Source organism: Parabacteroides goldsteinii, from assembly GCF_020091425.1.
GTDB classification, from domain to species: domain Bacteria; phylum Bacteroidota; class Bacteroidia; order Bacteroidales; family Tannerellaceae; genus Parabacteroides; species Parabacteroides goldsteinii.
In genome coordinates, this window is the sequence record NZ_CP081906.1 from 2,138,387 (window position 1) to 2,164,109 (window position 25,723).

Here is a 25,723-nt window from a genome sequence, read left to right on the forward strand (position 1 = left end):
TATTATTTTTTATTGAGATAATACTTGATCTTATATTTCAACAAAGGAATATCTACGGGTTTCACCAGATAATCATTAAACCGGCAACACTTCGCTTTTTCCTTTTCTTCATCAAACGCAAATGCAGAAAGAGCCAGAATAGGAACATCTGAAGATAATTCACGTATTTTACACGTGGCGGCATAACCGTCCATCACCGGCATTTTCATATCCATCAAAATAATATCCGGCTTGTAATCCTTAAACTTCTGTACGGCAATCTGTCCGTTTTCCGCATAAATCAGACGATAATGTTGCTTTAAGACTGCTTGCAGCAAAAGATAATTTTCCAACACATCTTCTGCAATCAAGATTGTATATTGCCCTGGCAAAGCATCCGGAATGATCTCCATAGGAATTTCATTGCCTGCTTCTTTCTTTTCAGACTCTTCCGGAACCGCTAATGGCAGCGTAAACCAGAATGTAGACCCTTTGCCCAACTCCGACCGAAGGCCTATTTCTCCGCCTAACTTTTCTATGATCATTTTACAGATAGACAGTCCCAAGCCGGTCCCTTGCCTGAAATCATCCAATTTCACAAACCGCTCGAATACAGATGCCTGCTTCTCCTTATCGATGCCAATACCGGTATCAGTGACAGAAACCCTTACAAAATCACCCTCCACTTCATACGACAAAGAGACAAATCCCTGATTCGTACATTTTATAGCATTGGATAAAAGATTCAGCAATACCTGTTCAATACGCTGTGTATCTGTCCGTAACCTGGCAGAAGGCAACATATCTCCATTATACAGCAATGCCACATCCGAAGTCATTTTCAATGATTGCGAAATATAAACCTCCTGGCAGACATCTTTCAGATCCACCCACGACAGGTTATAATTCAACGTTCCGGATTCTATCTTTGCAAAATCCAGAATATCGTTGATCAATTGGAGCAACAGGTCGCTATTGTTATTGATAATTGTAAGATACTCCTGTTGTTCACTGGCATTATCCGTTTCGGTAATCAACCGGGAGAAACCAACTATCGCGTTCAATGGCGTACGGATCTCATGGCTCATATTAGCGATAAAGGCATTCTTCATTTTATCGGCCTCCTGGGCCTTGATCAGATCCAGCTCATTTTGCCGCTGTTCCGTAATATCCCAAAGCATAGCCAATAACAAAGGAGAAGCTCCCGGGTCCGGGTTGGTTATCAATAAACGGATGATGTTCACAATACGGATTTCCCCGTTCGGTTTCTCATATTCAACCACCGATTTATGGATTCGTCCGTGGTTGATCGTTGAATAATCTTCCGTACGGATTTCATGCGCCCTTCGCGGATCAGAAAACAGATCAAAGTCTGTCTTACCTAACACCTCGGAAGATTTAGTCCCCATAAAATCTTCGGCTGCCTGATTGAAGTAAATATATTTAAAACTGTCAAAAACATCTTTTACGGCTATAACGACAAAGATATTTGACAGAATAGTATTCATTAAGATATTCAGGAAATTAATTTTGCGCTGATTCAGAAGATTTTCGCTCATTTTCTCTATCTCAGCATTCTTCATGACTGATGCTGCCAAATCCGTTTCCAGCACTTTAATGCGCTGGATCAGTTCTTTTTTTGAAAGGTTTTCGTACATGTTCATATATTAGAAATCAAGGTTTATAATTGTAACTTACTGTTGGAGGCAAATGTAAAGATATTTTTTCAGGAACCTTAGAAAATCAACATTTAATTTACCTGTTTTTATAATTTTGAGCAAAAATGCTGCATCTAATCAAAATAAAAGATACATTTGCAGTCTAATTTCATGAATTAAACACAATATAATACGAAAAAGCTATGATGTATTGGCAGAAAGATATTGAGACGATGAGTCGTGAAGAACTGAATAAACTACAGTTGGAACGGCTGAAACAAACAATAGAATTAGCCGGACACTCCCCTTTCTACAGCAAAGTTCTTAAAGACAACGGCATAACGGCAGACAGCATCCAGTCATTGGATGATCTGCAAAAAATCCCTTTCACAACGAAAGACGACCTGCGTAATAATTATCCGTTCGGAATGGCGGCTATTCCTATCAAGGATTGCGTAAGAGTACACTCTTCCAGCGGCACAACCGGAAATCCTACCGTCGTATTACATTCGGCAAAAGACCTGGACCAATGGGCCAATCAGGTGGCACGCTGCATGTACATGGTCGGTTTACGTGATACGGATGTTTTCCAAAATACCTCCGGATATGGTATGTTCACCGGTGGTTTGGGATTTCAATATGGCGCAGAAAAACTCGGAGCATTAACCGTTCCTGCCGCCGCCGGTAATTCCAAACGTCAGATCAAATTTATTACCGATTTTGGAACGACTTGCCTGCATATCATTCCCAGCTACGCCACCCGCCTGGCTGAAGTAATGTATGAAATGGGACTGGATCCTCGCAAAGACACCAAACTGCACACGGTTTGTATCGGTGCCGAGCCTCATTCGGAAGAACAACGCAAACGCATCGAACAACTATTAGGTGTAAAAGCATATAACTGTTTCGGTATGTCTGAAATGAATGGTCCCGGTGTTGCTTTCGAATGTACAGAGCAAAACGGATTGCATATCTGGGAAGACTATACGATTGTGGAGATTGTAGATCCCCAGACATTACAGCCTGTTCCGGAAGGGGAAGTAGGCGAACTGGTATTAACGACAATCAATCGTGAAGCCATGCCGCTGTTACGTTACCGTACCCGTGACCTGACCTGCATCATCCCGGGCGAATGTCCTTGCGGAAGAACGCATAAACGTCTGGCCCGCTTCAAAGGACGTAGCGACGATATGATCATCCTGAAAGGTGTGAATCTCTTCCCGATCCAGATCGAAAAGATTCTGATGCAGTTCAAAGAACTGGGAAGCAACTATCTGATCACACTCGAAACGGTTAACAACAGTGACGAAATGCTGATCGAAGTAGAACTGAGCGACCTGTTTACCGACGATTACAGCGTCTTGCAACGTCTTGCAAAAGACATTACCCGACAGCTGAAAGATGAGTTGCTGCTGACTCCGCGCCTGAAACTGGTAGCCAAAGGCTCATTGCCCGTTCAGGAAGGTAAAGCCGTAAGGGTAAAAGACTTGCGTAAGTTCTGTTAAAACAATTGTTCAACAAATAAAAGATACAGCTATGACAGTAAATCAAATTTCTATTTTCCTGGAGAATAAATATGGAAAGCTAAGTGAAATCCTGGCTCTGCTTGCTGAAGAAAATATACGGATCATTGCTGCTACTGTTGCGGATACGTCTGAATATGGTATTCTGCGTATTATTGTAAGCGATCCGCAGAAAGCATACAAGATATTGAAAAGCAACAATGTAAGTGCGAATCTGACGGACGTACTGGCTATCGTGACCAACTCTTGTGCCGGAAGTTTTGCACAGGCATTGACACATTTTACAAAAGCCGGTCTGAGCATAGAATATATGTATTGTTTTTCACTGAATGACAAATCGATCCTTATTCTTCGTACCAATAACCGGGAAGCAGCCCGTGAAGTAATCCGTCGTCAGAATCTGGAATGCATTTGCGAAAGCGACTTGATGAAATTATAATAAAACAAATAACAAATGTTCGGAATAGAAGATCCCGGTATCTGGTTAGCCTACCTGTTAGCCTTCGCGTGTTTAATTTTTTCTTTATGGTTCGGAATTACCAATTGGAATAAAGGAGATAAAGAGAGTGATAACCCTAAACAACCTGATAAATGAGTACCCTTACCCTTGGAATTGTTGTTATCCTTTACATGTTTGTCATTGCCTGGTTAGGCTATATCGGATATAAACAGACTAAAAATGCCAGTGATTATCTGCTAGGAGGAAGAAAGGTCAATCCTATTATCATGGCCCTCTCCTATGGAGCTACATTTATTTCTGCATCGGCTATCGTAGGTTTCGGTGGTGTCGCAGCTACTTTCGGTATGGGTATCCAGTGGCTATGTCTGCTGAATATGTTTATGGGAGTGGTTGTAGCCTTTATCTTCTTCGGTAGAGGAACCCGTAAATTAGGAGAACAGCATAATGCGCGTACATTTCCACAATTATTGGGGATGCACTATAAATCGCGTAGTATACAGATATTTATAGCTACTATCATTTTTATAGGAATGCCATTGTATGCGGCCGTTGTCATGAAAGGAGGCGCTGTTTTCATCGAACAGATGTTCCATATCGACCTGCATCTGGCTTTATTGATATTTACTTTGATTGTGGCTGCTTATGTAATTACCGGTGGTATAAAAGGAGTTTTATATACAGATGCCTTACAGGCTGTGATTATGTTCGGCTGTATGTTATTCCTTTTATTCTGGTTTTACAAAGTCATGGATATGGGCTTCATTGAAGCGAACCAGAAACTGACGGAGATTGCACCGCTTGTCCCCGACCGTTTCAAAGAGTTGGGACACCAGGGATGGACGGCGATGCCGGTCACCGGTTCTCCCCAATGGTATACCTTGGTCACATCGCTTATCTTAGGTGTCGGGATAGGTTGTCTGGCACAGCCTCAGTTAGTTGTACGCTTCATGATGGTGGAAAGCACCAAACAGCTGAATCGCGGAGTGCTTATCGGTTGCGTGTTCCTGATTGTAACCGTAGGAGCTATTTACCATGTAGGAGCATTGTCGAATCTGTTTTTTATGAAGACAGAAGGAGTTGTCGCTTCGGAAGCCATCAAAGATATGGATAAAATTATCCCGTTGTTTATTGACCGTGCTATGCCGGAATGGTTTAGTGCCGTATTTATGCTGTGTATCCTGTCGGCCAGTATGTCCACATTGAGTGCACAGTTCCATACGATGGGAGCTGCATTCGGGGCGGATGCATTTCCGAACCTGGGACGCCGTAAAAATACAAACTCAACGATGGGAGTCCGTATCGGAGTTTTATGTTCTATCCTGTTGAGTTATATTATCTGCTATACGTTGAGTGCCGGTATTATAGCCAGAGGGACAGCCTTATTTATGGGTGTTTGTGCAGTGACATTCCTCCCCGCCTATTTCTGTTCATTGTATTGGAAAAAGGCGACAAAACAAGGTGCTTTAGCCAGTCTCTGGACGGGAGCATTGGCAAGTATGTTTGCCATGTTGTTTCTCCATAAGGCAGAAGCCAGCGCGGTTGGTCTGTGCAAAACATTGACAGGAAAAGATGTGCTGATCGATGTATATCCCTGGTTTGCGATAGATCCTATTCTATTTGCTCTCCCGTTGTCTGTTATTGCTATCGTCGTTGTCAGCCTGATGACGCAGGAAAAGACTAATAAGATATAATATGGAATACATTAGTATTTATTGCATGTTAGAAAACATATATTAGCATTTTAACTATTGCTACTTATGAAAAGATCCGTACTTTTGTACTGTGGTTTTTTCATAATAGTATTAGATTTAAGGTTAACAAAGTTGGTTAGGGCTTGTCGTGAGACAGGCTTTAATTTTTTATAGACCTCTCCTATTCCATACTTTTTTAATCGACCTCTTATTTTACATGACTATTAATCCTAATTTCCTACCTTTGCAACAAAAAAGATGATCAAATACTTTTGTTTACTTCTGCTGATTCTATGCAGCTGCAATAATGGGAAAAAGGAGAATGATGTGCTTCATGTGGCTGTTCTTCGCGGACCTTCCGTTATTGCGTTTGCAAAGATGATGGAGGATTCGCCGGAGATAGAAGGAAAACGGTTCTCTGTAGATATAGTCGACTCTCCGGAACTGATGCAGGCATTATTAATAAAAGGGAAAGCGGACCTGGCTGCCCTTCCTATGATTAATGCAGCCAATCTTTATAATAAAGGATTGAAATATGCTTTACTCGGATGCCCTGTCTGGGGAAATCTGTATCTTGTCGAAAAGCAAGGGATACGGAATCAATCACCGGAAACGGAGACTTTATATGTCTTCGGTGCAGGCACAACTCCCGATATCCTGACCCGCTACTATTTACATCAAAAAGGATTATCTTATTCATTGAATTATTCGTTTATTACCCCCGGTGAAATAAGCCAGGGATTGCTAGCCGGACAGATTCAGACGGCTGTCCTGGCAGAACCGTTTCTAAGCGTGATACTTCGGAAAGACAGTACTTTATCTATAAAAACGAGTCTTAACAATCCGGACAGTACCTCTCCGGGATTTGCCCAGACCGCGATTGTCTATGCACCTTCGTTAAACGATAAAAGAACATTGCTGGATAGTTTACTGAATGAGTCCTGCCAGTTTGCCGTCAGTCAACCTCAAAAAGCAATAGATATTTTGGAGAGCCGCAATATATTTGCCCCGGGAACACTCACTCCGGAAAGCATAGAGAGATGCCGTATTAACTATTTATCAACCGGAGAAGCCAAAGAAAGCATTCTTGATTTCCTTCGTCTGATAGAACAATATGAACCGAAAGCCATAGGAGGAAAACTTCCGGACAATGGCTTTATTTCAGGAGAACGATGAAAAAAGGATTAATTTCATGTGTATCAGTCTGCTTGCTGCTGCTTATCTGGCAGTTAATAGCCTCTTCAATGGACCAGCCGGAATTGATTCCGTCCGTTCCTGAACTGATAAAAGCCTTATTTCAGCTATTCGGTACCGATACTTTTTATAAAAGCATATCGGCTACCATCCTGCGCGGTATTTCCGGTATCATTCTATCATTGGGAGCCGCGGTGATGACAGCTTTCTTATTTGCCCGTTACGAATTGCTTTATGAGTTATTCCGTCCCCTGCTGACAATCATGCGTTCCGTTCCGGTCATCTCTTTTATCTTATTGGCTTTAATCTTTCTTGACCCGGAAGGAATACCGTTAATAATTGCTTTTCTGACCATGTTTCCTTTATTAACGGAAAACCTGACGAAAGGAATCATCAGTCTGCGGCCCGGACTTTCCCTAATGGCGGCTCAGTTCAAAATCAATCGTAAGAATAAACTGATACATATATATTATCCCCAACTGAAACCTTTTTTATTCAGTGGGCTGGCGTCTGCTACCGGATTCGGCTGGCGTGCTATTATTATGGGCGAAGTACTTTCACAATGCGCCTTCGGTATCGGCGGGGAAATGAAACGTGCACAGTTATTCATATCGGTTCCCGAATTGATTGCATGGACTGTTATTGCTGTCTTGATAAGTTTCCTGTTTGACAAAGGAATCAGCCGGTTGACACTGGTTACATGGAACATACAGTATAGCAATGGAAAACCGGAAAAGGAAGAACTTCCCCACCCTTGTCCCATAGAAGCAGCAGACGTTACATTTCAATATGATGATACCAAAGTACTATCGAATTTCTCATATACTTTTGAACCCGGCATCATTTATGGTATAAAAGCTCCGTCAGGAAGCGGAAAAACAACTTTACTGAATCTGCTGGACGGGACATTGAAACCAATCGAGGGAAAGATTATATCTCATCGGGAAGAAAAGTTTGCTGTTGTATTCCAGGAGCCGGAACTACTGTCCCATTTAACTGTCCTGCAAAACATTTGCCTACCGTTAGCATCGCTCTATAAACAAACTTATGCGGAACAGGAAGCATTAACAGCATTGAGAATAGTCGAGATGGAAACTTTCACGGAACGTTATCCTAACGAACTGAGTTACGGCCAGCAACAGCGCGTAGCCCTTGCCCGGGCATTGGCATATCCATCTACTGTTATGCTTCTTGACGAGCCTTTCAAAGGATTGGACAAGCCACTCGCAATCCGCATCATCGACCGCATAATTGAACGACAAACAGAATATAAATGCACTGTCATCTTCACATCACACAATCAGGAAGAGATAGAGCGCTTTGCTTCCGTTATTATCCGGCTACCGATAATCAATTAACTTTTACGGGATTACAGGGGATTGAGAACCAGAATGTAGAACCTACGCCTTCCTCTGAATCGACACCTATCTCTCCGTTCAACATCGTTATAATTGTCTTACAGATAGACAATCCAAGTCCTGTCCCTTGTTTAAACCTATCCAGTTTGACAAACCGGTCAAAAATGGTAACCTGGTCCTCTTTCTTTATGCCGGTACCGGTATCGCTGACATAAGCATAAATGCCATTATCAGTCAAACGATAACCATACCGTATCGTTCCTGCCGATGTAAATTTAACCGCATTAGATAAAAAGTTAGTCAACACCTGTGTAAGTCTTGTCTTTTCAGAAATGATACTGTAGTCGCTTCCGTCATTTTCAAAAACAACCTTTACCCCGGCATTTACCCGCCGTAAGAAAGCCGGCTCCTGCGGTTTGAAGATACTATTTAAACTGAAGTCTGAATAAATGAACTCCAGCTTACCCGATTCTATCTTTGAAATATCGAGAATATCATCAATCAATTGCAACAGAAATTCATTGCTCGATTCAATAATCTTCAGATATTCCTGTTTTTCTTCATCCGTTTCCGCCTGGGCCATCAAAGTAGAGAAACCGACAATCGCATTTAAAGGCGTACGTATTTCATGACTCATATTGGCGATAAAGGCCGATTTCATCCGGTTACTCTCCTCTGCAAGACGCTTCGCCTGTACATCTGCTTCGTGACGTTTATCCACCGTGATATCCCGCAAGATACCAATAGCTTTCAGGGGTTTACCGTCTTTACCATATTCATACACTTCACCGATTTTCTCCAGCCAGACATATTCTTCCGAGAAATAACGGCAACGGAAACTCAGGCGTAATGATTCTATCTCACCCTGGGCAAAGGCCGTCACAACATCCCGGTACATTTGCTGGTCGTCCGGATGGATTTTTTCAGTAAAACTTTCGTGGGAAATATAAGCATGAATCATTTCACCGTTCTCTACATGAGAAAGCTCCGCCGTTTCATTCACGACATCCCATATCCACGGATAGATAAGGCCTGCCATACAGGATAAGGCCAGTCTTTTATTATTTTCATGCAGTTCTTCTTCTATCTGCCGTTGTTTGGTGATGTCCCAGGACATACCCAATAGAAAAGGCGCTTTTCCTTCGCGGGGTACCAGCAATTTCATGGTATCCATAGAACGCACTACACCTTTGGGGTCGAGCATCTGTTCAACAAAGCGTTGCATCTCTCCCGTTTGAAGTACCATCTCATCCATATCCCTGAAAGACTGAGCTGCAACAGGGTCAACAAACAAATCAAAGTCCGTTTTCCCAACAACATCATTGTGAAAACGACCATATATCTGATTCATCATCGGACTGGAATAAACATAACGGAAGTCATCTCCAGTATCCTTAACAAAGAAGTACATTGGTACTGAGTCTACTATGTTCGAAAGTAACCCGGATAAATCTTTATATTTTTGCTCCAATGCATCAGCATTTGAATCTACTGGTATCATACAGCTTTGAGGACTTAATGTTTATATTCTCACAAAAGTCTTGAAAATAAACGAGAGTAACAAATAATATAAAGAAAGAATTCAAAGAGGGAAGCAAAATAAATAACACGAACTTCACAATATCAGCATTTTAATAGCCAATCTGTGAAATCCGTGTCAAAAAAGTATGTAGCAGGAGAACTCTACTTACTAAGTAAATTTCCCCTATCAGGCACTACCGCTCAGGTACTATTCACAAAAACATCTTAAAGGGGAGTAACCTTTTAAATTTAATACCTATTTTTGCATAAACAGGTATTATAATATGATAATAGTGCAAACAGAAGAAGAGTTACGAACAATATTCGTATCATCATGTATCGAATCGGCAGCGCGGGCAAGAGGATGCTCGGCTTCAGAGATGTACCGGAGAATGAAACGTATCCGGCTAATAGAGGATTATATATGGGAGTTTTATGATGTTTTGCACACTCAAAGTCGGGAATATGTCACTGAAGATGTATTGAAAACATTAGATATTTGGGAGAAGAAGCAAATAAAAGAAGAAGGAGGAAAACTATGATAACCGTTTATCATGGCTCTGTTATCACCGTGAAGCAACCTATCGCTAAAGCCGGACGTGAAAATCTGGATTTTGGACAAGGTTTTTACGTAACCGACATTAAAGAACAAGCTGAAAGATGGGCTTTTCGTATAGGCAGACAGCAACAGGAAATTCCTCTTCTAAATATTTATCAACTTGATTTAGATGAAGTAATAACTGATTTCTCCTATTTGAAATTTTCTAGGTATGACGAAGAATGGCTTGACTTTATTGTAAAAAGCCGTAAGGGACTAAAACCGTGGGCTAAATATGACATTGTAGAAGGTGGTGTAGCAAACGACCGTGTCATTGATACAGTAGAAGCATATATGAATGGTATGATGACTGTTGAAATGGCATTAGGCCAATTATCACAACACCAACCCAATAATCAATTCTGTTTGTTAAACCAGCAATTGATTGATCAATGCTTACAATTTATTTCTGTCGAACAAATTAATCTATAACAAATATGCTTAGCGACTTATTAATGTGGAATAAAATCGGAAGAATAGTCATGCGGCTTTCTGAAAAATTGGAAGTTTCACCGTTGCGCGCTCTGGATGTATTCTATATGTCAAAGGTTTGCGACCGACTGCATGACCCTGAAACCGAACTTTATATTTTTAGTGACGCTTACATCGTTGATGAAATCATGATGGAGCTGTACCAATCATAAAACAAAAACAATTATGACAACATTATTCCATTCACTTATCTCCCACTCTTTAAACATTCCGGCTGGACAGGTCGAAAGAACGATCGGGTTGCTTAATGAAGGGGCGACCATTCCTTTTATCAGCCGTTATCGGAAAGAAGTTACCGGAGGACTGGATGAAGTCCAGATCGGGAATATCAAAGACCAACTGGATAAGCTGACTGAACTCAAAAAACGGAAAGATACCATATTAAGTTCTATCGAAGAACAAGGGAAGTTAACTCCTGAACTCAAGAAACGAATCGAAGATTCCTGGGATAGCACCGAGATAGAAGACCTTTATCTGCCCTACAAACCCAAACGGGTGACTAAGGCTGAGATTGCACGTAAAAAAGGGCTGGAACCGCTTGCCAAAATTATCATGATACAAAACGAACCGGATTTGCTGGCCCGGGTGAAGAGTTTTATCAAAGGAGAAGTAAAGAATGCAGCAGAAGCCTTGCAAGGAGCACGAGATATTATCGCTGAATGGGTAAACGAAAATGAAGGGGCACGTAACGCCGTGCGTAATTCTTTTGCCCATACAGGGATTATTTCTTCTAAAGTTATTAAAGGAAAAGAGGAAGAAGGAGCCAAATACCGGGACTATTTCGATTTCAGTGAACCGCTGAACCGATGCAGTTCCCATCGCTTGCTGGCCCTCCGCCGCGGAGAAGCGGAAGGTATCCTCAGAGTCAGCATATCACCCGATGTCGATACTACACTCGACCGTTTGAAAAGACGGTTCGTGAAAGGGAACAGCGAAGTTTCCGACCAGGTAGCCAATGCGGTAGACGACTCTTTCAAACGTCTGCTAAAGCCTTCCATAGAAACGGAATATGCCAATCTGAGCAAAACGAAAGCCGACGAAGAGGCCATCCGTGTTTTTGCAGAGAACTTGCGGCAGCTTTTACTGGCACCGCCGTTAGGACAAAAGCGAGTGTTAGGTGTCGACCCCGGATATCGTACCGGATGCAAATTAGTTTGCCTGGATGCCCAGGGTAACCTGCTTCATAACGAAGCCGTCTATCCGCATCCGCCGCAGAATGAAAAGAGCAAAGCCGCAGCTAAAGTCTCTCAATTGGTATCGACTTATGCCATCGATGCTATCGCTATCGGCAACGGAACTGCAAGCCGCGAAACGGAACAGTTCATTACTAATATCCGTTATGACCGGAAAGTTCAGGTGTTTGTTGTCAGTGAGAACGGAGCTTCCATCTATTCTGCCTCAAAGATTGCCCGGGATGAGTTTCCTGAATATGATGTGACCGTACGGGGTGCCGTCAGTATCGGACGCCGGTTGATGGACCCACTGGCAGAACTGGTAAAAATCGATCCCAAAAGTATCGGAGTCGGCCAGTATCAACATGATGTCGACCAGAGTGCTTTAAAGAAAAGCCTGGACCAGACTGTGGAAAGTTGCGTAAATATGGTGGGAGTCAATGTGAATACGGCCAGTAAGCACCTGCTGACTTATATCTCCGGTTTAGGACCGACACTGGCACAGAATATTGTTGACTACCGGGCCGAACATGGTCCTTTCCAATCCAGACGTGAATTGTTAAAGGTGCCGCGTATGGGTGAAAAAGCGTTTGAGCAAAGTGCCGGATTCCTTCGCATACAAGGTGGCAAAACACCTTTGGACAATTCCGCCGTTCACCCGGAAAGTTATCCGATTGTGGAACAAATGGCCAAGGACTTAAAATGTACCGTGGAAGAGTTGATTACCAATAAAGAATTAAAGAAGAAGCTCGACCTTAAGAAATATATTACAGAGAAAGTCGGTATGCCGACTCTGCTTGATATCATGGAAGAGTTGGATAAACCCGGTCGTGACCCGCGCCAGGCTATCCAGGTCTTTTCTTTCGACCCTACCGTTAAAACGATAGAAGACCTGAAGGAAGGGCTGGTCCTACCGGGAATTGTAACCAATATTACGAACTTCGGTTGCTTTGTTGATGTTGGTATAAAAGAGAACGGATTGGTTCATATCTCGGAACTTGCCGATCGTTTTATCAGCGACCCGACACAGGTGGTTTCTATCCATCAGCATGTTAAAGTGAAAGTTTTGAGTGTAGACCTGGTCCGTAAACGGGTTCAGTTATCTATGAAAGGATTGTAGTATGAAAATAAACAAAACGAATGTGGCCAGGCTGTTGGATAAAGCTAAAATAGCCTATCAGCTGGTTCCCTATGAAGTCGATGAAAATGATTTAAGCGCCACCCATGTGGCAGAGCAATTGGGAGAAAACGTAGAACAGGTATTCAAAACGTTAATCCTTCACGGAGATAAAAGCGGATATTTTGTCTGTGTTATCCCCGGAGCTGATGAAGTGGATTTGAAAAAGGCAGCCAAAGTATCGGGCAACAAAAAATGTGAGATGATCCCGGTGAAAGAATTATTGCCTTTAACCGGGTATATCCGGGGAGGATGTTCCCCTATCGGAATGAAGAAACATTTCCCGACCTATATCCATCAGTCTGCCGGGCAATATGATACTATATATATCAGTGCCGGACAACGAGGATTGCAGGTTCAGATAGCTCCGGATGATTTAATTCGTGAGGTGAGGGCCGAAGTTGCAGATTTGATTGCAGAGAAAGAACGATGATAATAAACCTAAATAAAAAGAGAATGCAGGAAAAGCCAGCATTCTCTTTTTATTTAGGTAAACCGCATTTCTATAATTTAGAATTTCCGGAATATATACCTTTTCCCTTCACTGTTTAAAATCAGTTGCTTTCCGCTCAGTTTCTCTATGGAGAATGTACGTGTTTTAGACTTCCAGTCGGTGTAGTGCAAATAGTTTGCCGCAGGACCTGGGTCGTCTGCCAATTCCAATTCCAACTGGTCTTCATCCTTTATCGTATTGAAACCATATTGCAAAACATATTTGTCTTCAGCCGGGATGTACACCTGATACATAAATAAAATATTCTGGAAATTATAAAATACCGTATCAGCCTGTATCACATCGCCATTAGCTTCCACTTGCTGTAATTGCCATTTGCCTTCCAACTTATGCTCCGTATCATTACTACATGCAGCCATCAAAATTGTGACAGCGGCTATCATCCAGTATTTCATTTTATTCATCATAACAAACCTTTTGTACTCGGTAATTCATATTTATAAATATCACGGCGTATAGCCATTTTTACAGAACGTGCCAAAGCCTTGAAAATACCTTCTATCTTATGATGCTCATTCGTCCCTTCTGCCTTAATATTCAGATTCATGCGGGCGGCATCACTCAGGCTTTTAAAGAAATGAAGGAACATCTCCGTCGGCATGTCTCCAACCATTTCACGACGGAACTCGGCATCCCAGACCAGCCAGGGACGTCCGCCGAAGTCGAGAGCCACACTGCACAGGCAATCGTCCATCGGCAAAGAATAGCCATACCGTTCGATGCCGCGCTTGTCGCCTAAGGCTTTCAGCAAGGCTTCACCCAGGGCAATCGCCGTATCTTCAATCGTATGATGCTCATCAACGTCGAGGTCACCCTTTACACGTATAACCAAATCCATACCGGAATGTTTTCCTATCTGGTCCAGCATATGGTCAAAAAAGCCTAATCCGGTCGAAACCGCTGTCTTTCCGTTTCCATCCAGATTTACTTCTACGTAAATATCCGTCTCCTTGGTGGTGCGCTGCACAACGGCACGGCGTTCGCCGGCAAAAAGATATTCGGTAATTTTATCCCAATCATCCGTAATAAGTACAGGGGAAAGAGAAGGATTCCCGGCCAGCAACCTGTCCGCCTCTTCATCCGAAGGACGCAGCCATATGCCTTTTGCACCCAGATTTGCAGCCAGTTCCATATCCGTCAGGCGGTCTCCTATCACGTAACTGTTTGCCAAATCGTACTCGCCGGCCAGATATTTACCCAGCATTCCGGTACGCGGTTTGCGGTTGGGAGAATTATCCTCCGGGAAAGATCGGTCGATCAGCATGTCATCAAAGACAATCCCCTCACCTTCCAATGTCTTCAGCATCTTGTTGTGGGCCGGCCAGAATGTATTTTCCGGAAAAGAAGAGGTACCCAATCCGTCCTGGTTCGTCACCATGACAAACTCAAAATCAAGCTGTTTACGTATGAAGTATAAATTGCGGAATACTTTAGGATAGAACTCCAGTTTCTCCAGGCTATCCAGCTGGTAATCAACAGGAGGTTCTATCACCAATGTTCCGTCTCTATCGATAAAGAGAGCTCTTTTCATGCTTACAAACTTTTTAAAGCCTTCAATAAGGCATCGTTTTCTTCCGGTGTGCCAACAGTGATACGCAGACAGCCGTTACACAAGGTCACATTATTCCGGTTACGTACAATAACGCCTTTCTTCACCAGTTTATTATATACGGAGTCAGCTTTACCCACATTTACCAGGATAAAGTTTGCATCGGTCGGATACATTTTATGGACAATCGGCAGTTCCGGCAAAGCAGCCTGCAACCGGATACGTTCGGACATGATACGGCGCAACTGTTCCAACATCTGGCCTTCATTATTCAACAAGTCCAACGCCTGTTTCTGTGTAAGCACATTGACGTTGTAAGGATACTTAATCTTGTTCAATATTGCAATAATTTCCGGAGAAGCAAAAGCCATACCCAAACGGAGGCCTGCGGCTCCCCATGCTTTGGATAATGTTTGCAAAATTATCAGATTCGGGAATTTCTTCAGCTCGGGAAGGAAAGAAGGTTCTGCCGAAAAGTCGATATAGGCTTCGTCCAGTACGACTATTCCTTCAAAGTTCTTCAGTATCTTATATATTTCATCCCGGTTCAGGCTGTTTCCCGTCGGGTTGTTCGGCGAGCAAAGAAAGATTACTTTCACCCATTCGTCCACTTCCTCCAGTAATGCTTCTGCATCCAGTTCGAAATCAGGAGTTAAAGTCACTTTCCTGAACTCCACGTTGTTAACATTGGAAGCTACTTCATACATACCGTAAGAAGGGGCGATACTGACAATCGTATCGATTCCCGGGTCACAGAATGCACGGATAACAAGGTCTATCGGCTCATCGCTGCCATTGCCCAAAAAGATGGAATTGCGGTCTACATCTTTCAGTTCGGCAATCCGTTCTTTCAACTCCCACTGTAAGGGGTCGGGATAACGGTTATAAGGCTCGTTATAAGGATTCTCATTTGCATCCAGGAAAACAGATGCACTTCCGTGAAACTCGTCTCTTGCAGAGGAATAGGGTTTCAACGCCCAAATATTAGGTCTTACCAGGTCTTTTAAATCCATCATATTGTTTTCAATCTTATTGTTACTGCATTGCGGTGTGCATCCAGTTGCTCGTTACCGGCCATCGTCTGGATTGTACCGCCTAAATTCTTAATACCTTCGGCAGTGATTTCCTGGAAGGTTATCTTTTTGATAAAGCTGTCCAGGTTTACACCGCTGTAAGCCTTGGCATAGCCATTGGTCGGAAGCGTATGATTCGTGCCCGAAGCATAATCGCCAGCACTTTCAGGAGTGTAGGGTCCCATAAAGACACTTCCCGCATTCTCTATCTGTTCAGCAATATGAGCGTAGTTCTCCGTTTGTATAATCAGATGTTCCGGGGCATACATATTCGTGAAAGCAATTACTTCCTGTTCGTCTTTCAGGACGATTATACGGCTATGTTCCAATGCTTTTGCAGTAATATCCTTACGGGACAGTTCAGATAATTGCTGTTGGATGGCATCAACTACAGGAGATACGATACTTTCTGCCGATGTAACCAGCATAGCCTGGCTATCTGCTCCATGCTCTGCCTGTGAAAGGAAATCGGCGGCAATAAAGTCCGGATTTGCTGTTCCGTCGGCAATGACTTCCACTTCGGAAGGGCCTGCGGGCATGTCGATGGCAACGTCTTTCAAGCTGACAAGCTGTTTGGCTGCTGTCACGTACTGATTTCCGGGGCCGAATATCTTATAGACTTTGGGGACAGATTCCGTGCCGTATGCCATGGCCGCAATAGCCTGTATTCCTCCGGCTTTGAATATCTTGCTGACACCTGCCGTTTCTGCGGCAAACAGGATGGCCGGATGCACTTTTCCTTCCCGGTTCGGAGGAGTACATAATACAATCTCCTTACATCCGGCGATATGTGCAGGAACCGCCAACATTAATACGGTTGAGAACAAAGGGGCCGTTCCTCCCGGAATATACAGGCCGACCTTTTCTATGGCAACTGCTTTCTGCCAGCAGGTTACTCCGGAGGTCGTTTCCACCTTTTGTCCGGTAAAACGCTGGGAGGCATGAAACTTTTCAATATTTGCCTTTGCTGTGCGAATAGCTTGTTTTAAATCTTCGGAAACAAGTTCGCGAGCTTCTTTTATTTCTTCTTCCGACACCTGAAGACCGGATAGCGTGACCTTGTCAAACTTCTTTTCGTAACGCTTAACGGCGGTATCCCCTTCACTACGCACTTCATTCAATACAGTCCGGACCGTATCGAATAAAGTAGTAACATCCAAAGCCGGACGCTTCACCAAAGAAGGCCAGTCTGCTTTTGAGGGATATTTAATTACTTCCATATTGTTGTTTTGTTTATATTATTGTCAGAAATGAGACATGGATAACCATGTGAGATACAAATTATCAGGAACGAACGAAAAAGACCTTACTTATTAATTGTCAGTCAATTACAGTTTTCTCGTAATTCCGTGCTCAGGAAACTGACTCGACATTAAAGTATCATTTTCTCAATCGGGATAACGAGGATACCTTCGGCCCCGAGTGATTTCAGTTTACCTATAATTTCCCAGAAATGTTTCTCGGCTATGACAGACTGGACGGATACCCAATCACCGTTAGCCAAAGGCGTCACCGTCGGACTCTTCATACCGGGTAATACTTCTATGATTTCATCCAACTTATCTTTCGGTGCGTTCAGCAATACATATTTCTTGCCTTCAGCAACCTGGATAGCTTCGAAGCGGAATAACAGTTCGTCGAGTATCGCCAGCTTTTCTTCCGACAGATTGTTGTTCGCAATCAGAAGCGCTTCGCTTTGCATAACCACTTCCACCTCTTTCAGGCGATTGCTGACCAGCGTACTACCGGAACTGACAATATCGAAAATTGCATCTGCCAGACCAATACCCGGAGCTATTTCAACAGAACCGCTGATGACATGCATATCGGCTTTTACACCTTTTTCTTTCAGATAAGTATTCAGGATGCCAGGATAAGAAGTAGCGATTGTTTTGCCTTCAAACCATTCTACTCCCTTGTAGTCTTCATCTTTAGGAATAGCCAGTGACAAACGGCATTTACTGAATCCCAATCGTTTAACCAAACGTGCTTCTCCCCCTTTTTCAACGTATTCATTCTCACCGACAATACCTATATCGGCAACGCCATTGGCGACAGACTGAGGAATATCATCATCACGCAGGAACAGAACTTCTACCGGAAACCCTTTTGCCGATAACAGCAAAATGCGCTTTCCTCTGTTCAGTTTGATACCCGCTTCTTCCAATAATAGCATTGTTTCATCGTATAAACGACCTTTTGATTGTACTGCAATTCGTAACATGTTTATTTTTGTTTTAATAATTATATGCTTTCCGAAAACAAAATAAGGCTTACCGTATAACGGCAAGCCTTATCTAATTATATTATGCGTATCTGCACACCAATCAGCCCACCGAACTACTGCCCGTTGTAATGATGATGATGGTGATGTGATACTTTTCTTCTCATTTGTTATTTTATTGATGCCACAAAGTTACAATAATAATTGAAAATGCAAATAAAACTATCAAAAGATTAGCCGGTACGCACACTTTTTTTCTACACGACTTTTATGCTTAGTGTTCAATTATATATAAATGATTCGCCTGTTGCCGTATTTTGTTTGCCAGCATCGGCGGATAATCCAGGTGAGAGGCAAAAAAAGCATCAACCTCTGCCCTTGCCTCCGGCGACGTATGGCCTGACAGCAAGGCACGAACCCAGGCTGTCGGGAAAAATATATCTCCTGTCCGTTGCACTTCCTGCATCGCTTCCAGTGCCGGACGGATATAGGCTACCGCTTCTTTCTGCCGTGACGGATGATTCAGATTCGCCAAAGCAGCAGATGCCCAGGGTTCTACCCGACGGTTTTCAGCTACCAGCAAAGAGGCAAAAACACTGTCGCGCACTTCTTTATGCGGTGAGACGGAAGGAGAAATAAAGGCATACTCCCGTTTCCGGTCAGGATTAGTTATACGCGATTGCTGGCTGTTTATAATCTCATCCGCCTGCTTCGGCAAATGAAGGGCCAGCGTATAAGATAAGCTGATATAATCGTTTTCACTTAACGAACAGCCGGCGGGAGCTTGCTGCTTCTTCCACAAGTCATATAATGCGGCGATTGCTTCCGGCGACTCTGCTATGGAACGATACGAACGGAACGCCTGCAAACGATGTTGAGGAACGGAAGAGGTCGCCACAATCTGTCCTAATGTTTTTTCCAGAAGCGCTGTATCCGCCGGAAATAAACGCTGACAATTACCGATATACCCTAAAGCGGCCGAGAATAACAACGAATTATCTTCTTTCGGCAGATAATTCAACATAGCCTCCATATATGATTCGGGCGAAATCGTCCGGTTCAACAGATTTTCATACAATGTGATTAACAGGGAACCTCTCAGCAATTCATTTTCACAAACCGAAAGATAGGCGGCACAAGCCTTGGCATCCGCTTCGTTCAACCGGAAAAAGCCATACCCTTTTCCATCCGTATTCGGAATAATGAAACTCCCCTCTTCCGGGACCGTTTTCAATTTCTTCCGGATGGAATTTGAATTTCTCCCGAAAGAAACTGAAATTTCTTCCGGTTCCCCTGTTTTGGGAACAATCAGATAAGTGAGGTCCTGCGGCCAGTTCAATCCCCTACCAAAAGGGTCTTTCTGCGAAACGACCAGGCTATCGCCGACAATGGAAACGGCAATCTCAGGCATGCCTTTTTCATTTACCCAAATATGGCTCCAGCCGGACAAATCGTCATCCGTATATGTATCCAGAATACCAATCAGGCCCTCCCAAGAGGCATTTCCGTAGGCATATGTTTTCAGATATTCCTGAATGCCTTTCCGGAAAGATTCCTTACCCATCTTTTTAATCAGCATTTCCAGGACGACGGGAGATTTATCATAGATGATGTTACCGTAGACCAGGCCGGCATTACGAAGATTATCCAATTCCTGTTTGATTGGATTTGCTCCGGCAGTACGGTCTTCCACATAAGCGGGAGGAATATAATCCTGCATGAAATTCAAAGCATGGTTTACACCCGGATATAGCGGTTCGACAATCTGCGAAGCAAAATAATTGGCAAACACTTCCTTTGTCCAGACATCGTCAAACCATTGCATGGTCACATAATCGCCAAACCACATATGGGCCGTTTCGTGAGCAATCAGGGCACTGCGGCTCAACTGCTCGTTCAATGTCGGGTTCTCATTCAGGAACATACGGCGGTCGGTATAGAACGTTGCCCCGGTGTGCTCCATTCCCCCGAACTGGAAACCGGGAAGGATTATCAAATCATACTTGGCAAAAGGATACGGAATGGCGGTATAATCTTCCAGCCATGTTAAAGCGTCAAAGACTTCCGATGCGATTTCGGGACATTGGGCGACTTTCTTCGGGTCTGTTTCCCTGTGGTACAAGGAGATTTCCCTTCCATCCCGGGTGTATGTTTCGCGAATAAATTTTCCGGCAGTAAAGGCGAACAAATAAGTACTCAGCGGTTCTGTTTCCCTGAATGAAATCAACTTGCGTCCGGGAACGGATAGGGTATCTGTTTTCTCTATGGCACCGTTCGTAACGGCTTGCCATGCTTCCGGAACTTCCAGCGTCAGCGTAAATAACGACTTCATATCCGGCTGGTCGAAACAGGGAAACGCAGTCCGCGCCCGGTCAGGAACCAGCAAAGTATAAAGAAACTCGTCCCTCCTGTTCAAAGACTGGTCGGCAGGAGTAAATTCTACAGATACTTTATTCTCTCCGACGACGCTCCGTTCTGCCGGGATGATGATATGTTCATTTTTTACCTCATAAGGCACTTCCCCACCATTCAGCAAGACAGAAGCGACCTGTGAAGCATCTCCCCTGAAATCAATAATAAGCGGCAGTTTTTCTTTCAGCGACAGTTGTATGACAGCCTTGCCCCTGACCGGCTCCTGCCTGGATTCAGGAATGGAGAAAAACAAGTTATATCTGACTTGACCGAAATGCTCTTTTCTGAAACGGGCCAATTCATGACTGACTCCGACTTCCTGCAAGTTAACATCTTGCTGTTGCGTCGAACAGGCTGTCAACAGACTTACCGCCGCAATGCCAGCCACCTGATAAATCATATGATTTGAATGTGCCATCTTTTTTACTCTCTCAAATATTCAGCTATCGACATAAAATTACGTTCCAACAGATACATCTGCGACGCCATAAAAGTAAAGAACTCTCCCCAATCTTGCCGGCGGTGAAAGTCTAGTCCTTCCCTGGCGGTATAAATACGGGCTACTTCTTTCCCCGTATCCCTTACAAAACAGATATCCCAGGTCAGACCTCCGGGAAAGTCCTGTTCCAGCATTTCCTTATACCAGGTCAGGCGTTCGTACATTTCAAGCCGGAGCTCTTCACTCCGGTGATTCACTTCAAGAATCACATAAGCACCGTTGCGGCTGATATCGAACTTCAATTCTACTCCTTTCACTTTGGTATCATACAAAATCCACATCTTTTTACGTCCCCGCAAATAAGGCTGCACTTCACAATAAGCGGCGAAACTCTCCCAAAACTCCAGTTTCAGGTTCTTTAATTCGTCTTTACTATACATTATTTATATATATCTTTCTTTCTCAATCTTATCACATTGCCATAGGTTTCCAGTTGCTTCATATCGATACGCCGGGAATTGCCTACAATGACATAAACAACCGGTTTCAAGCGGACATTATGCCGGTAGAAACGAATAATATCTTTCATATCCATATCCGAGATACCAGACAATAAGGCTTCGCTCGGGTCGTTGTCAAAGCCATTCCTTCGAAAACCGGCAACCTTTTCCGGCACTTCCCGGAAGGAAGGAAAATCATTATTGACCTGGTTAACGATAGATTGCTTTACGGTAGAAATCCTTTCCTCTTTCTCCGGCATTTCGTGAATCAGGGAATTCATTATCCCCAAAGCATCCAGCGTCTTGTCGCTCTGTGTGGAAAGCATAGTGACAAACTCACCGGCCTTTCCTTCCAATTTATGAGGCGGCAATATATACCGGCCGCTCACCCGGTAAGCCAGCGAACGGAATTCCCTTATTTCCTGAAACATCAGCGACGACATATCGCCTCCGAAATAAACGGAGAATAACCGGGCGGCATGGCGAGACCATGCATCGTCTGTCACCTCTCCTTTTGCATAGCCGTAAACAATACTCTGCGAGGCTGTCGGCATATCCATAAAGTAAACGGTCGGCTTGTCATATTTCTTTGCATCCCGATGATAGGGAGCATTAACCGCTACGGTTATCTCCTTCAACGGAAGGGAGGCTTCTATCTCTTCCCTGACCTGGGCGACGGGCAATGTTCCGCAATAAAGCAAATCGCATTCCGTCTGACGGACCTGAACAAATGCATCCAAAAGTTCCTTCCCTTTCAATTTCTTGACTTCAGAGAGAGATAACTTAGTAAGAAACCGGGATTGTTCGCCATATTTCACTTTCTCGAGCAACGCATTTGCGATATTATCGCTTGATTCGAAGAAAGCCTTCTCGGTGACTTTTGCATCATTTATTACCTGACGGATTTGTTTATCATCAGCTTTTACGTGCCTGATAAAATCGCCGGCCAGCTGAACCGTTTCCTTAAAATGTTTGTCGAAGCCGGTAATCCGCATGAAAAACTGCTTGTCGGTGGCATCGAAAGAAATCGTACTGCCCAGGACCTGCAACCGCGTACGGAATTCATGGAACGACAGAGAGTCCGTTCCCAAAAACTGAAGGTAATTAGCCAGATGCATCAGTTTGGGTTGCTCCAACGTTCCAACCTGATAAACCAGGTTAAGGGTAAATATATCCGTAACAGGATTTGCCGTTGCATATAAAGTGGCTAAGGGAGTCAGACTCACCGTTTCTACATCTTTCTGAAAATCAATGAAACGCGGCTTCACCTCTTGTACCGGCAGTTGTTCCAACTGTTTTGCATATTCGGAAGAGGCTTCCGAGTTTTTGGGTACAATCGGACTGAAATCCGGTTTCGTCAAATTATCCTTCGGATATTTGCCCGTCGTCTTTGTAACGCATAAATAGTTTTCACTGAAATATTTACGGGCCACACGGACTACGTCTTCCTTTGTCAAAGCATCGATACCGGAAACTTCCTGCAAATAATCTTCCCAGCTTTTACCTTGCGAATACAAAGACATCATAATCCGGGCACGCGAATCTATATTCTCCAGGTTTGAGGCATATTGGCGGCGTTGCTCCTGCTTCAGGCTATTGAATATCTCGTCACTGAAATCCCCTTCTTTCACCCGGTTGATTTCTTTCCAAACCAGTTTTTCGGCTCCGCCATAAGTCTGGAACATCAGCTTAGGAATAACGGCAACGGCCAGTATCCCGGCTTCATTCATACTTTCATTCATAGCCATCGACGCCATAATCTTCCGGTCTACCATCAGTTTATCCAGAAAACCGGTCCCGTTCGCATTGTTCAGCATATTAACCGCCACAGCCAACGCCACCTGGTCTTCATGATTGGCCGGAACGCCACGGAACCCCATTCCCATCGCTTTCACTAGAGGTACGGGGAATTTTATTTTCATTTTCTCCTTTCCTTTAAAGGGCGGAAGGGCCACAATATCGTGTTTGGGAGCTTCTCCCGGACGGATACGGGAAAAAGTTTTTTCCAGAACCGGCAATACTGCCTCCGTATCAAAATCACCACTCAATATCAGCACCATATTGGAGGCCACATAATATTCTTCAAAGAACTTCCGCATCTCTGTCAGGCGTGGGTTCTTCAAGTTCTTCGTACTGCCGATTATCGGATAAGCATACGGATGCGGGGCAAAATAACGGGCAAGCAACCGGTCCATAACAGGCCCGCCGATGAAATCGCCATACATGTTTTTCTCTTCATAAACAGTTTCCAGTTCGCTCTGGAACAGGCGGAAGACCGGATTCAGCAGGCGTTCGCTGTTGATTTCCGCCCACTGGGACATATATTGCGGGGAAAAGGTATTGAAATAGATAGTTGCATCATAAGACGTTGCGGCATTCAAACCCGAACCGCCATATTTGGAAATCAAACGGTTGAACTCATTGGGAATAACATAGTCGGAAGAACGGATGCTTAATTCGTTTATCTCTTTCTGTATCTGGGAGCGGGCCGCTTCATCTTCCGTAGCCGCCAGTTCGTCATATTTCAGTGCGATAGAATCCAGCAACGTTTTCTCCGCATCGTAATCGACAGTTCCGATTTTGTCGGTTCCTTTGAACATCATATGTTCAAAATAATGGGCAATTCCGGTATCCGGACAATCCTTCGCTCCTGCCTTTACGACAACGGCACCGAATACTTTCAGCTGGCTATGGTCTTCATTCAGCCAGACTGTCAATCCGTTTTTTAGTTTATGTTCTTTTACTTCCAGCGCTTTTGTATTCTGAGCCGCAAACAGATTCGAACAACTTGCAAATAACATCATCATTAATAATGTTTTCATGGATATATTACCATACATCTTTGTATTATGGTCTACAAAGATACCGGATTCCTTTTTGTTATCAGGGGTTGATTAGACTTTTTTATTATTTAAACCAAATGCAGTTGTAAATGTTATCATTATAAAAGAGAGATAACAACATGGTAAATTTAGGTAGCTGGATGAACAAAATCCTCGTCGGCTGGGGCGTGGATGCGAAAATCGCAAATACATTCGATGAAATGATTATTGCCGTACTACTGATCGCGGTAGCTGTAGGAGTCGATTACTTATGTCAGTACATTTTTGTCGGCAGTGTACGGAAGTTATCGGAGAAAAGTCATTATTTCTGGGATACTTTGTTGATTAAGAGGAGAGTTATACATAATCTGGTGCATGCCATTCCCGGAATTTTGGTCTATACTTTATTGCCGATGGCTTTTATCCGGGGAAAAGAATTGTTGTTGATTTCGCAAAAAGTTTGCGCCGTTTATATTGTATTTGTTCTGTTGCTGGCCATCAACGGATTTATCCTGGTGGCAATGGATATATATAATCATAGGGAGGTCAGTAAGAACCGTTCGATAAAAGGATTCGTGCAGGTACTTCAGGTGCTGGCTTTTTTCATTGGAGGGATTGTGATTATTGCCATTCTTGTCAACAAATCACCAGCCACATTGTTTGCCGGACTGGGCGCTTCGGCCGCCATCCTGATGTTGGTATTCAAAGATACGATACTCGGATTCGTTGCGGGCATACAGTTATCAGCCAATGATATGTTACGCCCGGGCGACTGGATTACAGTCCCGGGGTCCAACGCAAACGGGATTGTACAGGAAATCACTTTGAACACCGTTAAAATACAGAACTTCGACAATACAATCTCCACTATCCCACCCTATACACTGGTCAACAACTCTTTCCAGAACTGGCGGGGAATGGTTGAATCGGGCGGGCGGCGTGTCATGAAATCCATCTTTCTCGACCTGAACACAATCAAATTCTGTACACCTGAAATGCTGGATAACATGCGGAAAGAGATTCCCCTGCTGGCCGACTATAAGCCGGACGAAGGTGTGACACCGACTAACTCGCAGATGTTTCGTGTCTATGTAGAGCGTTACCTGACCAGTCTGCCGGTTGTAAACACCGACCTCGACCTGATCATCAGCCAGTTGCAATCGACAGAATACGGTGTGCCTATCCAGATCTATTTCTTTTCCCGCAATAAAGTATGGAAAGAATACGAACGCATCCAGTCGGATATATTCGATCATTTCTTTGCGATGATTCCTCTGTTTGAACTAAAAGTGTATCAATACTCTGATTAATGTAAACTTGGGCAGCAATGATTTTTTCCCTACATTTGTGTTCACAACTTTAAATAC

Annotated in this window: 22 protein-coding genes; 12 read left to right on the top strand and 10 right to left on the bottom strand. The window is 43.6% G+C overall.

What is annotated here, in order from left to right:
- Positions 1-2: 2 nt before the first annotated feature.
- Positions 3-1,643, bottom strand: coding sequence for a PAS domain-containing hybrid sensor histidine kinase/response regulator (locus K6V26_RS09985; RefSeq protein ID WP_224265256.1), 1,641 nt, complete (start codon positions 1,641-1,643; stop codon positions 3-5).
- 197 nt (positions 1,644-1,840) lie between these two features.
- On the opposite strand from K6V26_RS09985, the gene K6V26_RS09990 reads away from it, so the two are divergent.
- The 6 genes from K6V26_RS09990 to K6V26_RS10010 all read left to right on the top strand — a co-directional run bounded on the left by K6V26_RS09990 (position 1,841) and on the right by K6V26_RS10010 (position 7,863).
- Positions 1,841-3,142, top strand: coding sequence for a phenylacetate--CoA ligase family protein (locus K6V26_RS09990; protein ID WP_007656878.1), 1,302 nt, complete (start codon positions 1,841-1,843; stop codon positions 3,140-3,142).
- Positions 3,143-3,173: 31 nt separating this feature from the next.
- On the top strand, positions 3,174-3,599 hold the full coding sequence (locus K6V26_RS09995; protein ID WP_007656879.1) for a hypothetical protein: 426 nt from the start codon (positions 3,174-3,176) through the stop codon (positions 3,597-3,599).
- Between the two features lie 15 nt (positions 3,600-3,614).
- Entirely contained in the window at positions 3,615-3,755 is a 141-nt protein-coding gene (locus K6V26_RS28725) for a symporter small accessory protein (RefSeq protein ID WP_007656880.1), read from the top strand.
- Positions 3,752-5,311: a sodium:solute symporter family protein gene (locus K6V26_RS10000; RefSeq protein WP_007656881.1), complete on the top strand. Its 1,560-nt coding sequence runs from the start codon at positions 3,752-3,754 to the stop codon at positions 5,309-5,311. The genes K6V26_RS28725 and K6V26_RS10000 overlap by 4 nt, the downstream gene beginning before the upstream one ends.
- A gap of 258 nt (positions 5,312-5,569) precedes the next feature.
- On the top strand, positions 5,570-6,487 hold the full coding sequence (locus K6V26_RS10005; protein ID WP_048315586.1) for a substrate-binding domain-containing protein: 918 nt from the start codon (positions 5,570-5,572) through the stop codon (positions 6,485-6,487).
- Positions 6,484-7,863, top strand: coding sequence for an ATP-binding cassette domain-containing protein (locus K6V26_RS10010; protein ID WP_224265257.1), 1,380 nt, complete (start codon positions 6,484-6,486; stop codon positions 7,861-7,863). Before K6V26_RS10005 ends, K6V26_RS10010 begins: the two co-directional genes overlap by 4 nt.
- Here K6V26_RS10010 and K6V26_RS10015 read toward each other — a convergent pair.
- Positions 7,856-9,364 (bottom strand): PAS domain-containing sensor histidine kinase, encoded by a 1,509-nt coding sequence (locus K6V26_RS10015; protein WP_224265258.1) that lies wholly within the window; start codon positions 9,362-9,364, stop codon positions 7,856-7,858. The two genes, K6V26_RS10010 and K6V26_RS10015, sit on opposite strands and share 8 nt — an antisense overlap.
- A 304-nt stretch (positions 9,365-9,668) precedes the next feature.
- Here K6V26_RS10015 and K6V26_RS10020 point away from each other — a divergent pair, with 304 nt between their 5' ends.
- The 5 genes from K6V26_RS10020 to ybaK are packed head-to-tail and all read left to right on the top strand — an operon-like array spanning position 9,669 to position 13,256.
- Positions 9,669-9,926 carry a DUF3791 domain-containing protein gene (locus K6V26_RS10020; protein WP_007656888.1) on the top strand — a complete coding sequence of 86 codons (258 nt, stop codon included), beginning with the start codon at positions 9,669-9,671 and terminating at the stop codon, positions 9,924-9,926.
- Positions 9,923-10,414 (top strand): DUF3990 domain-containing protein, encoded by a 492-nt coding sequence (locus K6V26_RS10025; RefSeq protein WP_122327463.1) that lies wholly within the window; start codon positions 9,923-9,925, stop codon positions 10,412-10,414. Before K6V26_RS10020 ends, K6V26_RS10025 begins: the two co-directional genes overlap by 4 nt.
- 5 nt (positions 10,415-10,419) lie before the next feature.
- On the top strand, positions 10,420-10,626 hold the full coding sequence (locus K6V26_RS10030) for a hypothetical protein (protein ID WP_007656891.1): 207 nt from the start codon (positions 10,420-10,422) through the stop codon (positions 10,624-10,626).
- 13 nt (positions 10,627-10,639) lie between these two features.
- Positions 10,640-12,766, top strand: a complete 2,127-nt coding sequence (locus K6V26_RS10035) for a Tex family protein (RefSeq protein ID WP_129699239.1) — start codon at positions 10,640-10,642, stop codon at positions 12,764-12,766.
- A gap of 1 nt (position 12,767) precedes the next feature.
- Positions 12,768-13,256: a Cys-tRNA(Pro) deacylase gene (gene ybaK / locus K6V26_RS10040; protein ID WP_010803064.1), complete on the top strand. Its 489-nt coding sequence runs from the start codon at positions 12,768-12,770 to the stop codon at positions 13,254-13,256.
- Between the two features lie 77 nt (positions 13,257-13,333).
- Here the strand turns inward: ybaK and K6V26_RS10045 are convergent, their stop codons facing one another.
- From K6V26_RS10045 to K6V26_RS10080, 8 genes are all read right to left on the bottom strand, one after another.
- Complete coding sequence (locus K6V26_RS10045) at positions 13,334-13,744, bottom strand: lipocalin-like domain-containing protein (RefSeq protein WP_224265259.1); 411 nt, start codon at positions 13,742-13,744, stop codon at positions 13,334-13,336.
- Positions 13,741-14,868 (bottom strand): bifunctional histidinol-phosphatase/imidazoleglycerol-phosphate dehydratase HisB, encoded by a 1,128-nt coding sequence (gene hisB, locus K6V26_RS10050; RefSeq protein ID WP_046147131.1) that lies wholly within the window; start codon positions 14,866-14,868, stop codon positions 13,741-13,743. Before hisB ends, K6V26_RS10045 begins: the two co-directional genes overlap by 4 nt.
- Before the next feature lie 2 nt (positions 14,869-14,870).
- Positions 14,871-15,902 carry a histidinol-phosphate transaminase gene (gene hisC / locus K6V26_RS10055; protein WP_195586487.1) on the bottom strand — a complete coding sequence of 344 codons (1,032 nt, stop codon included), beginning with the start codon at positions 15,900-15,902 and terminating at the stop codon, positions 14,871-14,873.
- Positions 15,899-17,179: a histidinol dehydrogenase gene (gene hisD, locus K6V26_RS10060; RefSeq protein ID WP_195586486.1), complete on the bottom strand. Its 1,281-nt coding sequence runs from the start codon at positions 17,177-17,179 to the stop codon at positions 15,899-15,901. The genes hisC and hisD overlap by 4 nt, the downstream gene beginning before the upstream one ends.
- Positions 17,180-17,331: 152 nt before the next feature.
- A complete protein-coding gene (hisG, locus tag K6V26_RS10065; protein ID WP_007656904.1) occupies positions 17,332-18,183 on the bottom strand; it encodes an ATP phosphoribosyltransferase in 852 nt (283 codons plus the stop codon).
- Positions 18,184-18,457: 274 nt separating this feature from the next.
- The gene (locus tag K6V26_RS10070; protein WP_224265260.1) at positions 18,458-21,013 is read right to left on the bottom strand and encodes a M1 family metallopeptidase; all 2,556 of its coding nucleotides are present in this window, start codon (positions 21,011-21,013) and stop codon (positions 18,458-18,460) included.
- A 5-nt stretch (positions 21,014-21,018) separates the two neighbouring features.
- A complete protein-coding gene (locus K6V26_RS10075) occupies positions 21,019-21,474 on the bottom strand; it encodes a DUF4268 domain-containing protein (protein WP_224265261.1) in 456 nt (151 codons plus the stop codon).
- Complete coding sequence (locus tag K6V26_RS10080; RefSeq protein ID WP_224265829.1) at positions 21,474-24,338, bottom strand: M16 family metallopeptidase; 2,865 nt, start codon at positions 24,336-24,338, stop codon at positions 21,474-21,476. The genes K6V26_RS10075 and K6V26_RS10080 overlap by 1 nt, the downstream gene beginning before the upstream one ends.
- A 158-nt stretch (positions 24,339-24,496) precedes the next feature.
- On the opposite strand from K6V26_RS10080, the gene K6V26_RS10085 reads away from it, so the two are divergent.
- Positions 24,497-25,666: a mechanosensitive ion channel family protein gene (locus K6V26_RS10085; protein WP_007656908.1), complete on the top strand. Its 1,170-nt coding sequence runs from the start codon at positions 24,497-24,499 to the stop codon at positions 25,664-25,666.
- Positions 25,667-25,723: the final 57 nt, after the last annotated feature.